At 74.1% G+C, this 13,037-nt stretch carries 9 protein-coding genes; 5 read left to right on the forward strand and 4 right to left on the reverse strand.

What is annotated here, in order from left to right; translation table 11 throughout:
• Position 1: 1 nt before the first annotated feature.
• Positions 2–892 carry an alpha/beta hydrolase fold domain-containing protein gene (locus AW274_RS07380; RefSeq protein ID WP_062430340.1) on the reverse strand — a complete coding sequence of 297 codons (891 nt, stop codon included), beginning with the start codon at positions 890–892 and terminating at the stop codon, positions 2–4.
• 95 nt (positions 893–987) lie between these two features.
• Here AW274_RS07380 and AW274_RS07385 point away from each other — a divergent pair, with 95 nt between their 5' ends.
• The 5 genes from AW274_RS07385 to AW274_RS07405 all read left to right on the forward strand — a co-directional run bounded on the left by AW274_RS07385 (position 988) and on the right by AW274_RS07405 (position 11,082).
• Positions 988–3,687, forward strand: coding sequence for an ATP-binding protein (locus AW274_RS07385; RefSeq protein ID WP_062430341.1), 2,700 nt, complete (start codon positions 988–990; stop codon positions 3,685–3,687).
• A gap of 74 nt (positions 3,688–3,761) precedes the next feature.
• Positions 3,762–6,506 carry a helix-turn-helix transcriptional regulator gene (locus AW274_RS42585; RefSeq protein ID WP_062430342.1) on the forward strand — a complete coding sequence of 915 codons (2,745 nt, stop codon included), beginning with the start codon at positions 3,762–3,764 and terminating at the stop codon, positions 6,504–6,506.
• Positions 6,507–6,584: 78 nt separating this feature from the next.
• Complete coding sequence (locus tag AW274_RS07395) at positions 6,585–7,379, forward strand: alpha/beta hydrolase (RefSeq protein ID WP_062430343.1); 795 nt, start codon at positions 6,585–6,587, stop codon at positions 7,377–7,379.
• 55 nt (positions 7,380–7,434) lie between these two features.
• Positions 7,435–10,161, forward strand: coding sequence for a helix-turn-helix transcriptional regulator (locus AW274_RS07400; RefSeq protein ID WP_062430344.1), 2,727 nt, complete (start codon positions 7,435–7,437; stop codon positions 10,159–10,161).
• Between the two features lie 81 nt (positions 10,162–10,242).
• Entirely contained in the window at positions 10,243–11,082 is an 840-nt protein-coding gene (locus AW274_RS07405; protein WP_062430345.1) for an alpha/beta fold hydrolase, read from the forward strand.
• Here the strand turns inward: AW274_RS07405 and AW274_RS07410 are convergent.
• From AW274_RS07410 to AW274_RS07420, 3 genes are all read right to left on the reverse strand, one after another.
• Positions 11,039–11,344 carry an STAS domain-containing protein gene (locus tag AW274_RS07410; protein ID WP_062430346.1) on the reverse strand — a complete coding sequence of 102 codons (306 nt, stop codon included), beginning with the start codon at positions 11,342–11,344 and terminating at the stop codon, positions 11,039–11,041. The two genes, AW274_RS07405 and AW274_RS07410, sit on opposite strands and share 44 nt — an antisense overlap.
• 223 nt (positions 11,345–11,567) lie before the next feature.
• Positions 11,568–12,368 carry a HoxN/HupN/NixA family nickel/cobalt transporter gene (locus AW274_RS07415; RefSeq protein ID WP_062430347.1) on the reverse strand — a complete coding sequence of 267 codons (801 nt, stop codon included), beginning with the start codon at positions 12,366–12,368 and terminating at the stop codon, positions 11,568–11,570.
• The gene (locus AW274_RS07420; RefSeq protein WP_157519875.1) at positions 12,365–13,009 is read right to left on the reverse strand and encodes a hypothetical protein; all 645 of its coding nucleotides are present in this window, start codon (positions 13,007–13,009) and stop codon (positions 12,365–12,367) included. Before AW274_RS07420 ends, AW274_RS07415 begins: the two co-directional genes overlap by 4 nt.
• Between the last annotated feature and the right edge of the window lie 28 nt (positions 13,010–13,037).

Raw genomic sequence — 13,037 nt, forward strand, 5'->3', positions numbered from 1 at the left:
GTCACTTCCTCTGCAGGATCTGGGCCAGAAAACGCCCGGCCTGGTCGATGGCCAGTGCGGCGGCGTGGGTGCCGCGCAGCGCGTTGAGCACGACGAACCCGTGGATCACCCCGTCGTAGCGCACGGAGGTGGCCGTGGCGCCGGCCGAGCGCATCCGGGCCGCGTAGGCCTCGCCCTCGTCGCGCAGGACGTCGGCCTCGGCCGTGATGACCAGGGCCGCCGGGAGCCTGGCCAGGTCCTCCGCCGGGGCCCGCAGCGGGGGGTCGGCGAGGTACCGGTCCCAGGCCCGGCGCATGTCGGCGGCGCGCAGGAAGTAGCCCTCGGCGAACTCCCGGTAGGAGCCGGTGTCGAACGAGGCGTCGGTGACCGGGCACAGCAGCAGCTGCCCGGCCAGGCCGCGCCGGTCGAGCAGGGCCAGCGCGGCGGCCAGCGCACCGCCTTCGGCGTCTCCCGCGACGGCGATCCGGGTGGGGTCGAGGTCGTGGGCGCGGCCGTGCACCCGCAGCCAGTCGAGCGCGGCCCGGGTCTCGTGCAGCGCCACCGCGTGGCGGGCCTCGGGCGCGCGGTTGTAGTGGACGAACGCCACGGCGGCCCCCGAGCCCAGCGCGAGTTCGCGGGCCAGCCGGCCGTGGCTGTGCTCGCCGCCGAAGACCCAGCCGCCGTGCAGGTAGACCACGACGGGGAGCGGGCCCGCGACGTGCTCGGGGCGGAAGATCGTCAGGTTGACGTCGTCGAGGTGGTCGCGGGTGACGCCCGGCACCAGCATCTCGGGGTTCTGGAGGTCGCGGACGGCGGTGCGGGCCTCGTGGGGCGGCATGCCGTACAGGAAGGGCGGCTGGGCGGTGGCGTCGGCCAGCGCCCGGGCGGCGGGCTCCAGCACGGGTCTGCGCATGACGGTTGACCTTAAGAGGAGTCAGCTCCACGGACATTCGTCACATGACGTAAGTCTGAGACAATTCGTATGGCGATCTTGGGAGGAGCCGGACCGTGAACTCCTTGATCGGGCGCGGCGCCGAGACCGCGCGTCTCGAAGCGCTCGTCGACGCCATCCGCGAGCAGGGCGACGCGCTGGTGGTGCGGGGCGCGCCCGGGATCGGCAAGTCGGCACTGCTGGCGGTCGCCGCGGCCCGCGCACGGTCGGGCGAGGTGACCGTGTCGAGCACCTCCGGCGTCCAGAGCGAGACGCACCTGCCGTTCGCGGGGCTCTACCAGCTCGTGCACCCCCTGCTCGGATCGGCCGACGACCTGCCCGCCCGCCAGCGCGACGCCCTTTTGGGCGCCTTCGGCATGGTGGACGTGAGCTCTCCCGAGCCGTTCCTCATCGCCTTGGCCGTGCTCAACCTGCTCGGCGAAGCGGCGGCCGACCAGCCGCTGCTCATGATCGTGGACGACGTGCAGTGGCTCGACCGGCCCACCACCGAGGTGCTCGGCTTCGTGGCCCGGCGGGTGCGGTCGGAGCCGATCGTGCTGCTGCTGGCCGTCCGCGACGGCCACCCGACCAGTCTCGACGACGGCGACGTCGCCGAGTTGCGGCTGACCGGGCTGGGCCCGCACGACGCCGAGAAGCTGCTCGACTCGCGGGCCCCCGCGCTGCCGGTCGGCATGCGCTGGCGGGTGCTGGCCGAGGCGGCGGGCAACCCGCTGGCCCTGGTGGAGCTGCCCCGGGCGCTGGCGGCGGCGTCCACGGGCAATCTGGAGTTCCTGCCGCTGACCGCCCGTCTGGAGCGCGCCTTCGCCGCCCGCCTGGCGTTGTTGCCGCCCGGCACCCGGCTGCTGCTGCTGGCCGCCGCCGCCAACGACGGGCCCGACCTGGCCGCCGCGCTCAGGGCCGCCGCCATCGTCGCGGGCGCCGGGACCACCGCTCACGCGCTGCTCCCGGCCGTGGAGGCCGGGCTGGTCAGGGCGGACGCCGACGGCATCCACTTCCACCATCCGCTGGTGCGCTCGGCCGTCTACCAGAAGGCCGGGCCGGCCGACCGCCTGGCCGTGCACGCCGCCTTGGCCGAGGTCCACGAGGCCAGCCCCGACCGCAGGACCTGGCACCGCGCCGCCGCCATCGTCCACCGGGACGACTCAGTCGCCGCCGAGCTGGAGCAGGTCGCCGCCCGCGCCCGGCGGCGCGGCGCGATCACCGTGGCGGTGTCGGCGCTGCGCCGGGCAGCCGAGGTGAGCGAGGACCCGGGCGGCCGGGTCGAACGGCTGCTGCGCGCCGCCGAACTCTGCTTCGAGCTGGGCCGGACCGGCCAGATCGCCGAGCTGGTGGCGCTGGCCGAACCCGAACTGGAGGGCGACCGCCAGCAGGCCCGGCTGACGTGGCTGAAGGAGGTGCTCGAAGAGAACCGCCACGAAGGGCCTCCCCGCATCAAGCGGCTCATCGCCGCCGCCGAGAGCGCCGCCGACCGCACCCTCGCGCTCAACTTCCTGCGCGCCGCCGCGCTGCGCTGCTGGTGGACCGACTCCGGCTGGGACCTGCGCCAGCAGGTGGTCACCATGGCCCAGCGGGTGGCCGACGGGCCCGACGACCCGGAGCTGCTGCAGATCCTGGCCACCGTCAGCCCCGTCGAGAGCGGGGCCCTGGTGGTGGAGCGGCTGACCGCGCTGCGCGGCCGGCGTTTCGAGGCGCCCACGGCCAGGATCCTCGGCACGGCCGGCAGCGCGATGGGCGCCCACGACCTGGCGGTGCCGTTCCTCAACGCGGCCATCGCCGACCTGCGCGCCCAGGGCCGCCTGGGCCTGCTCGCCCAAGCGCTGGTCTCGCTGGTCTGGAGCCTGCTGTTCTGCGGCGACGCGCCGGGCGCGCTGCTGGCCGCCGAGGAGGCCGAGCGACTGGCCCGCGAGACCGGGCAGACCCGCTGGCAGTCCGCCGCCTACGCCGGGCAGGCGATGGTCGCCGGGTTCCGCGGCGAGGAGGCGCAGGGCGTCGCGCTGGCCGCCGAGAGCCAGCGCACCCTCGGCGCCCGCGCCCACAGTTCCGCCGCGGCGCTCATCGCGCACGCCCGGGGCGTGATCGCACTGGGCGCCGGACGCCACGAGGACGCCTACGGCCACCTGCGCCGCCTGTTCGACCCGGCCGACGTCGCCTTCCACCCCGTGACCCGGTTGTGGGCCATCGCCGACCTGGTCGACGCCGCGCTGCCCGCCCACCGCGACGAGATCGCGCCGCTGCTGGCCGAGGCCGAGGAGATCGCCACCCGGACCCCCGCCTCCCTGCTGCACCAGGGCCTGCGCTACGCGCGGGCGCTGCTGGCCGACGACGAACGCCTCTACCAGGAAGCCCTCAACGCCGAACCGTGGCCTATTGGCCGGGCCCGGCTGACGTTCGCCTACGGGGTCTGGTTGCGCCGCCGCCGCCGGATCCAGGAGGCCCGGGTGCCGCTGCGCACCGCGCGCGACTCCTTCGACGCGCTCGGCCTGCTGGCGTGGGGCGAGAAGGCGCGGCAGGAGTTGCGCGCGGCGGGCGAGGTCAGCGACCTGCGCGTGTCGAGTGGGGTCGACCGGCTGACGCCGCAGGAGCTGCACATCGCCCGGCTGGCCGCGAACGGGTTGTCGAACCGGGAGATCGGCCAGCAGCTCTACCTGTCGCACCGCACCGTCAGCACCCACCTCTACCGGCTGTTCCGCAAACTCGGCATCACCGCGCGCGGGCAACTGCGCGACGCACTGGGTCCGTCAGCGTACGTCGGCTGACGGATGCCGCCCGGGGGCGGCGGCGCATAGCGTCGCTTGCGCCGGGTGTCGGCGTTTCGGGAGAGGTGCTCTGCATGGTGCCGGGCGGCACGCCCAGGGGAATCATCGGACGGGCCGGCGAGCGGGCGGCGCTCGACCGTTTCGTGGCCACCGTCCGCAACGGCTTCAGCGGGGTCGTCCTACTGCGCGGCGACGCCGGCATCGGCAAGACCGCGCTGCTCGACTACGTGTCCGAGAAGGCGCTGTCCTCCGCGAGGGTCGCCCGGGTCGCGGGGGTGCAGGAGGAGGCGGCGTTCGCGTACGCCGCGCTGCACCGCCTGCTGATCCCCTTCCTGCACCGGCACGACCGGCTGATGCCCACCCAGGCGCGGGCCCTGCGGGTGGCGTTCGGGCTGGCCGAGGGGCCGCCGCCGGACCGGTTCCTGGTCGGCCTGGCCACGCTGAGCCTGCTGGCCGACATGGCCGCCGAGCAGCCGATCCTGTTGTGCGTCGACGACGCGCAGTGGCTCGACGGCGAATCGCTCACGGTGCTGGCCTTCGTGGCCCGCCGGGCGCACGCCGACGGCATCGGGCTGGCCTTCGGCATGCGTACCGAACTGCCGGGCCTCGACGGGCTGCCGGTGACCGAGCTGACCGGGCTGCCCGAACCGGAGGCGCTCGAACTGCTGCGCGCCACCGTCGACGGCACCCTCGACGAACGGGTCGCCGCCCGGATCGTGGCCGCCACCTCCGGCAACCCGCTCGCCCTCACCGACCTCGGCAGGGAGCTGACGTCGGAGCAGCTCAAAGGCGGTCGTTCGCTGCCCGACCCGCTGCCGATCGGCAGCCGGCTGGAGGAGCTCTACCTCCGGCAGATGCGCGACCTGCCGCCCGACACGCAGGCCTGGCTGCTGCTGGCCGCCGCCGAACCGGGCGGCGACCTGGCCTACATCACCGCCGCCGCCGAGGCGCTCGGGCTGGGGCCGGCCGCGACCGCGCCGGCCGAGTCGGCCCGGCTGCTCTCCGTGGGCGTGACCGCCGTGTTCCGCCATCCGCTGATCCGCTCGGCGGTCTACGGCGGCGCGACCAGCGTGGCGCGCCGGCACGCCCACCGCGCGCTGGCCGAGGCGACGACGCGGCCCGCCGACGTCGACCGGCGGGCCTGGCACCTGGCCGCGGCGTGCCTGCTGCCCGACGAGCAGGTCGCGGCCGAGCTCGAACGGTCGGCCGACCGGGCGGGGGCACGCGGCGGCCACGCCGCCCGCGCCACCTACCTGGCCAGGGCCGCCGAGCTCACCCCGCAGGGCCCGTGCCGCGACCGGCGCAGGGTCTCCGCCGCCGAGGCCGCCTTCCTCGGGGGCGCGCCCATGCAGGCCCAGACCCTGCTCGACACCCTCGACCGCGACTCCCTCGACGCCGTCATCCGGGGCCGGGCGCTGATCGTCGGCGGCGGCGCCTCCTTCGCGATGGGCCTGCCCGGCTCGTTCGCGACCGCCTCCGCGATGTTCCTGGAGGCCGCCCGCGCGTTCACCGGAGTCGCCCCCGAGCTCGCGGGCGACGCGGTGCTGCGGGCCGCCGAACGCGCGGTGACCGCCGAGCACCTGATGACCGGCACCACCCTCACCGAGATCGCCAAGGCCGCCCAGTCGCTCGCCCCCGCCGACCCGGTCCTGGCGGCCTTCACCGTCCTGGTCCTGGACGGCTACGAGGCGGCCGTGCCGTATCTGCGCCGCGCCGCCGGACGCATGCTCGACACGGCGACCTCCGACGACGAGGTGCTGCTCAAGGCCATGCTGACCGTCACCATGTCGATGGTCCTCTGGGACGACGACGTCGAGGAGGCCCTCTTCCGGCGCATCGGCGACGTGGCCCGCCGGACGGGCTCCCTGTTCAACCTCGACACCTCCCTGTACGCCTGGTCGATGCAGGAGACCATCCTGGGCAACCTCGACCGGGCCGACGCGCTGATCGTCCAGTGCCACCAGATCAGGTCGGCGATGGGCGCGAGCGAGGACCTGTGGGAGGTCTACCGCCACCCCGAGCTGCTGGCCCGGCGGCAGGTCGAGCACCTGGAGATCCGCCTGGCCCGGACGGCGGAGGCCGCCTCCGCGCTGGGCCTGGGCGCGATCGAGGCGCAGGTCCGCATCGCGGGCGCCCTCTCCGCACTGGGCCGGGGCGACTACCCCCAGGCGAGCGACGCCCTGCGGCGGCTCGTCGACACCGACGGCCTGGGCGCGCACAGCCGCGTGCTGCCCGACCTGGTCGAGGCGGCGCTGCGTTCGGGCGACCGGGCGCTGGCCGAGCGGGCGCTGGAGACCCTCACCCGCCGCGCCACCGCCAGCGGCGCGCCCCGCGCCCTGGGTGTGCTGGCCTTCTCGGCGGCGCTGCTCGCCGACGACGACCACGCCGAACCGCTCTACGGGCAGGCGCTGGACCACCTCGGCGGCCTGCCCGCCCCGAGCGACCTGGGCCGCGCCCACCTGCTCTACGGCGAGTGGCTGCGCCGCCGCAAACGCCGCCGCGACGCCCGCCACCACCTGCGCGCCGCGCTCACCCTCTTCGAGGAGAACGGCCTGGTGGGCTTCGCCGCCCGCGCCCGTACGGAGCTCGCGGCCACCGGCGAGCACGCCCGCGCCCGCTCCACCGGGGCCGAATCCGACCTCACCCCGCAGGAGCTCACCATCGCGACCCTGGCCAGGGGCGGCGCCACCAACCCCGAGATCGCCGGGCAGCTGTTCCTGTCGGCCAACACGGTCGACTACCACCTCCGCAAGATCTTCCGGAAGCTCGGCGTCAGCTCGCGCCGCCAGCTCAAGGAGGTCCTCGAAGACAGGTCGTGACTACGCGGTCCACGGGATTAGAACGGGCACGGCCTCCCTCAGCATGGCATCACCCGACCCCCACAGAGAGCGGCTCACATGAGACCCGACACGATCGTCCTCGTCCACGGCTTCTGGGTCACGCCCCGCAGCTGGGAGCACTGGATCACGCACTACGAGGCCAAGGGCTTCCGCGTCCTGGCCCCCGGCTACCCGGGCTTCGAGGTCGAGGTCGAGGCCCTGCGCGCCGACCCGACGCCGATCGTCGACCTGCGGGTGCCGCAGATCATCGAGAAGCTCGAAGGCGTGCTCGACGGCCTCGACAGCAAGCCGATCATCATCGGCCACTCGGCCGGCGGCGCGTTCACCCAGATCCTGCTCGACCACGGCTACGGCGCGGCCGGCGTCGCCCTCAACTCCGCCCCCACCGAAGGCGTGCGCGTCGTCCCCCTGACCCAGGTCAAGTCGACCTTCCCGGTCCTGAAGAGCCCGGCCAACCACCACAAGGCCGTGCCGATCGAGTACGACCAGTGGAAGTACGCCTTCACCAACACCTTCCCCGAAGACGAGTCCCGCGCCCTCTACGAGCGCTACGCCATCCCCGTGTCCGGCCGCATCCTGTGGGACAGCGTCCTGGCCAACTTCCAGCCCGGCAAACAGGCCGTCGCCGTCGACTACCACAACGACGACCGGGCGCCCCTGCTCTTCGTCTCAGCCGGCGAAGACCACATCATGCCCCCGGCCATCCAGAACTCCAACGCCAAGCACTACAAGTCCAAGACGATCACCGAGCTCAAGCACTACGACGGCTACCCCCACCTGCTGCCCGCCGCCCCCGGCTGGCAGGCCATCGCGGACGAGGTCCTCGAATGGGCCCTCGACCACGCGAAGTGACCCGGCGGACGAGGCCCGCCCGGTACGCGGGCCTTCTCCACTAACGTACGTTCCCGTGTTCGAGCTGTTGGGCCGGGAGGACGAGCAGCGGCGGCTGCACCAGCTGCTCGCCTCCGCCCGCAACGGTCGCGGCGGGTCGTCGCTGATCACGGGTGAACCGGGGATCGGCAAGACGGCGCTGCTCGAGTCGGTCACCGCCGGTCCGACCGGCCTGACGCTGTTCCGCCTCGACGGCTTCGAGTCGGAGATGGCGTTGCCGTTCGCGGCCGTCCACCGGCTGACGATCCCGCTGAGCGCGTACCTCCCGTCGTTGTCCGGACGCCACCGCGAGGCGATCCGCGTCGCCTCGGGTCTCGCCGAGGGCCCGCCGCCCGACCGGTTCCTGGTCGGGCTCGGCGTGCTCGGGCTGTTCGCGGCGGCCGCCGCCGCGAACCCCGTGGTCTGCGCCGTGGACGACGCCCACCTGCTCGACCAGGAGAGCCTCGACGTCATGGCGTTCGTGGCCCGGCGCATCGCGGTCGAGCCGGTCGCGTTGTTGTTCACCGCCCGCGACGAGCAGGGCGTCGCCGCCCGGCTCGCCGGGGTGCCCGAACTCCCGCTCCAGGGGCTCGCCCAGGAGCCCGCGACCGCGCTGCTGCTGCGCTCGTTGTCGGCCCCGATCGACCCCGCGTCGGCGGCGGCCGTCGCCCGCGCCTCCGGCGGCAACCCGCTCGCCCTGATCGACCTGGCGGAGCAGGCCCGCGACCTGACCTGCCTCGGCCTGTCGGCCACGACCCCGATGCCGGTGGGCCGGCGGCTGGAGGCGTACTACGCCGACCGGGTCGCCCAGGCCGACCCGCAGGTGCGCCAGTGGGCGCTGCTGGCCGCCGCCGACACCACGAGCACCCTCGGGCTGATCGACTCCGCCGCCCGCACGCTCGGCCTGGGCGAGGACGTCGCCGACCGGGCCGACGCCGCCGGGCTGATCGAGCTCCGCGACTCCGTCCGCTTCCGCCACCCGCTGGTCCGCAGCGCCGTCTACAACGCCGCGTCCAGCGCCGACCGCCGCCGTGCCCACCGGGCTCTGGCCAGGGCGGCCGACGACCTCGGCATGGTCGAGCAGGAGTCGTGGCACTCGGCCAAGGCCACGCTCGGCATCGACGCGACGGTCGCCGACCGGCTGGAGCACAGCGCCGACCTGGCCGCCCGCCGGGGCGGGCTGGCCTCCCGGGCCAGCATCCTCACCATGGCGGCCGACCTGACCCCGCCCGGCCCGGTCAGGGACGCGCGTCTCGCCGGCGCGGCCGAGGCGGCGCTGGCGGTCGGAGCCGTCCAGACGGCGGGCGAGCTGCTCACCCGGATCGACGTCGCGGCGGCCGACCCGGTCTCCCGGGGCCGGGTGCTGGTGGTGCGCCACGCGCTCGGGCTGTTCGCCGCCGACCCCGCCGTGTTGCGCTCGGCCACGGCGGGCCTGGTCGAGGCGGCCGACGCGTTCCACGGCCACGACCTCGAACGCGAGCAGCGCACCCTGCTGAAGGCGTTCGAGTTCTGCGCCACCACCGACCGGCTGACCCCCGACGCCGTCCGCCGGGAGCTGGGCGCGCGCATCGAGACCGGTGCGGCCTCGGGCGGCGGCCCGGCCGCGACGATCCTGGCCGGTCTCGGCGCGCTCATGTCCCGCCCGCACACCGAGGCGGTGCCGCTGGTCCGGGCCGCGTTCGACGCGCTGCTGGCGCTGCCCGGCGACGAGCTGATGCACATGGGGTCGGCCATCGCCGCGCTCGGCACCTACCTCTGGGACGACGCGGGCCGCCGCGCCGGGCTGAGCAGGGCCGCCGAGGCGGCGCGGGAGGCGGGCGCGCTCCAGGCCCTCGACACGCTGCTCTGGGTCACCTCGCTGGCCGAGCTCACCGGCGGCACGGTCCGGCACGCCCAGGAGGCCATGGAACACGTCCGCGAGGGGCGGCTGGCCATGGGCTACGACGCCGAGCACGTCGCCAACGCCGCCCTGATGGCCTGGACCGGCGCGCCCCGCGAGGTCGTCCAGGCCATCGCCGACGGGGCCGACGCCGTCGGCTTCGGCGGGGTCGGCGCGTCGGCCGTGCACGCCCTGGCCCTGCGCGACCTCTCCGAGGGCAACTACCGCGACGCCCACACCCGGCTCAAGCCCCTGATCGCCGACCCGTTCTTCCAGGTCACCCCCACCCAGTACGCCGACTTCGTCGAAGCGGCCGTGCGCAGCGGCCACCCCGGCGAGGCCCGCCCCCTGGTCGCCCTGCTGCGGGAGTCGGCCGAGGCCACCGGTTCATCGTGGTGCCGGGGCGTGGCCACCCGCGCCGAGGCGCTGACCAGCGACGACGACACCGCCGAGGCCGGTTTCACCGCCTCCCTGCGGGCCCTCGCCCCGACGTGCGCCCAGATCGACCTCGCCCGGACCCATCTCCTGTACGGGGAATGGCTGCGCCGCATGCGCCGCCGCAGGGAGGCGGGGGAACAGCTCCAGCACGCGGTCGCCCTCTTCGAGCAGAGCGGCGCGCACCTGTTCATTCCCCGGGCGCGGACGGGCCTGGAGGCGGTCGGCCTGAAACCCGCCGCCGCGGCCGATCCCGGCACCTGCGAGCTGACCCCGCAGGAGTTCACGATCGCCCGGCTGGCCGCCCTCGGCCACACCAACCCGGAGATCGCCACGGCGCTGTTCATCAGCGTCAACACCGTCGACTACCACCTGCGCAAGATCTTCAAGCGGCTCGGCGTCTCCTCCCGCCGGCAGCTGGTCGACAAGCTCAAGATCGCGGTGACCTGAAGGACTACGCAACGTGCGTGGTGCCTCACCCGCCACCGGCGGCCATGCTCGACTTCCGACCCATGTGAGAGGGAGGCCACGGTGTCCTTTGTCATCGCCGACGACGGTGCCCGCATCTTCTACCAGGACTGGGAGCTCGACGGCCCGCCCGTGCTGTTCAGCCACGGCTGGCCGCTGAACTCCGACGCCTGGGAGGCCGCCGCCCTCTTCGTGGCCGGCCACGGCCACCGCGCCGTCGCGCACGACCGGCGCGGCCACGGCCGGTCGTCGCGCACGTGGTTCGGCAACGACCTGGACACCTACGCCGACGACCTCGACTGCCTGATCGAGCACCTCGACCTGCGCGACCTCACCCTCGTCGGCCACTCGGCCGGCGGCGGCGAGATCGTGCGCTACATCGGCCGCTACGGCACCGCCCGCGTCGCGCGGGTCATCCTGATCGGCGCGGTCCCGCCCGGGGACCTGCCGGTCGAGACGGTCGACGCCATCAGGGCAGGGGAACTGGCGAACCGGGGGCAGCTCTACCGCGACCTGGCCGACGGCCCCTTCTTCGGCCACAACCGGCGCGGCGACGTCGCGCAGGGCTTCAGGGACACGTTCTGGCTGCAGAGCATGGCCTGCGGCCACCGGGCCGCCTACGAGTCCATCGGCGCGTTCGCCACGACCGACTTCCGGCCTGATCTGGCGAAGATCGACGTCCCGACGCTGATCGTCCACGGAGACGACGACCAGATCGTGCCGGTCGAGGCCGGCGAGCGCTCAGCCGCGCTGATCGACGGCGCGGTCCTGAAGGTCTACGAAGGCGGTGGGCACGCGCTGCCCGACACCCACCGCGACCGGCTGCACGCCGACATCCTGGAGTTCGTCTCCGGAGGGGCTACAGCGGGTCGAGGATCGGAAAGCGGTCGCTCAGTTCGGTGATCCGCAACAACCGGGTCAGCTGCGGGGTGAGGCCGGTCAACGCCAGGGTCACGCCCCGCGAGCGGGCCCTGCCCTGCGCGTGGAGCAGCATCCCGAGCCCGCCCGCGCCGCAGAACGTCACCGCCGACAGGTCGAGGATGAGCACCTCGGCGCTCTGGTCGACGGTGGCGAGAATGCGCCGGCGAAGGTCGGCGGTGGTGCAGACGTCGACGTCTCCGGACAGATACAAGATCGTGGGCGCCGTGGTTCCGAGCACGGTCATTACGGAACTTCCTCGTGAGTCGTAGGGCGGCCGAAAGCCCCGCTCGGGGGGAAACAACGTCAAGGCCGCACAGGCTGACATCAGTCGTGGTTCGCCGGGGGCGACGCCGACCTGAATGCCAACGCTCGAAAAGTCCTCGGTGACTTCACCATATCCCAGGACTTCCGGAATGCGGTGATTGCGAAAGTCGAGATTAGGGGTGGTGATCGGAAAGAACCCGTCTCTAACCAGCGAGGACGAAGACCGCGCTCGCCAGGTAGAAACAGCCCGTGATCGCGACCGCGACGCCCGCCAGCAGCGGCGTCCAGGCCGACACGGCGGCGGCCGTCGAGCTGCCCCGCAGACCCCGCGTGAGCAGTCCGTGGCCCCGGATCGTGACGACGCCCACCGCCGTCAGCGTGGCCGCCATGCCGATCCCGAACGCGAGCACCAGCACGACCGCGTCGAGCGCCCGCCCGGTGAGCAGCCCGCTGACCAGCACGATGAAGGCCGACGGCGACGGCAGCAGGCCGCCGGACAGGGCCAGCGCGAGCAGCCCCTTCCGCGACCAGGGATCGGTGGCGTCCTCGCCGTGTCCGTGCCCATGACCGTGTCCGTGCCCGTGGCCATGGCCGTGCCCATGTCCATGCCCGTGCCCATGGCTGTGGACGAGCGCCCGCCGGCGCAGGTGGCGGACCGCGAGGTGGACGCCGACGCCGATGACGACGACGGCCGCCACCACCTGCATCCACGCGGTGATGGACTCCGTGCCCACGCCCGCGAGGTCGGAGACGCCGACCCACACCAGGGCCAGCACCAGCACCGAGAACGTGTGCATGATCGCGACGATGACGCCGAGGCGGACCGCGTCGCGGTAGCGGCCGTGGGTGCCGACCAGGTAGGCGGCGGTGACGCTCTTGCCGTGGCCGGGCGCGACCGCGTGCATCGCGCCGACGCCCAGGGCGATGGCCAGCGCCAGCCAGAAGGCGCCGCCGCCGTCGAAGAACGCGACGAACCGGCTGTCGATGCCGTTGAGGCCGTTCACGCCGCCGCCTTCCGGCGCCGCGTGCGCAGCACGACCAGGCCGCCGACCCCGGCGACCACGACGAACCCCAGCCAGAGGGCGACGCCGACGACGGCCGTGGAGACGCCCGAGGCGGAGAAGTCGAGGTGCTGGGTGGTCGTCGCCGAGGTGAAGAGCATCTGCTCCCGCTGGACCGGCGGCGCGAAGACGAGCACCGTCCGGTAGTTGCGGTCGAGGTCGGTCAGGGCGCTCAGGGTGACGTCCAGGTCGTCGACCGGCCGGCCGCAGTCGTAGTCGAACTGGGCGCCGTTGTCGGTCACGCCCACCAGGGACGCCAGCCGGCCGGGGCACGGCTTGCCGTCCTGCGCGACGGCGATCGAGCGCAGCAGGTAGTCGCGGACCACCGAGGAACGTTCCAGCTTCTCCTCGCCGGTGAGCTGCGGGGCCGGATCCTCGAACGCGCCCTTGGCCGTGCCGAGCGCGAACCAGTCGTCGGGGCTCGCCGTGTAGTGGATCGCCACCTGCGACCCGTTGGCGCTGATCCGCGCCGTCGGCGGCGCGCCGAAGGGGTGCGCGGAGGCGGGCCCGGCGAGGCCCGCCCAGACCGTCAGCACGGCTGCGACGAGCAGCACGGCCATCGGCGCGCGGGTGGGAATGGTCACCCGGTCATTCAGCCAGGTGCGTTCAGCG

This window comes from Herbidospora daliensis (assembly GCF_001570585.1).
In the GTDB taxonomy this organism is placed as follows: domain Bacteria; phylum Actinomycetota; class Actinomycetes; order Streptosporangiales; family Streptosporangiaceae; genus Herbidospora; species Herbidospora daliensis.

Coding starts and splice junctions, on each gene's coding strand:
- AW274_RS07380 (WP_062430340.1), bottom strand. CDS start 892: ATGCGCAGACCCGTGCTGGAGCCCGCCGCCCGGGCGCTGGCCGACGCC.
- AW274_RS42585 (WP_062430342.1), top strand. CDS start 3,762: ATGGTGCCGGGCGGCACGCCCAGGGGAATCATCGGACGGGCCGGCGAG.
- AW274_RS07410 (WP_062430346.1), bottom strand. CDS start 11,344: ATGACCGTGCTCGGAACCACGGCGCCCACGATCTTGTATCTGTCCGGA.
- AW274_RS07395 (WP_062430343.1), top strand. CDS start 6,585: ATGAGACCCGACACGATCGTCCTCGTCCACGGCTTCTGGGTCACGCCC.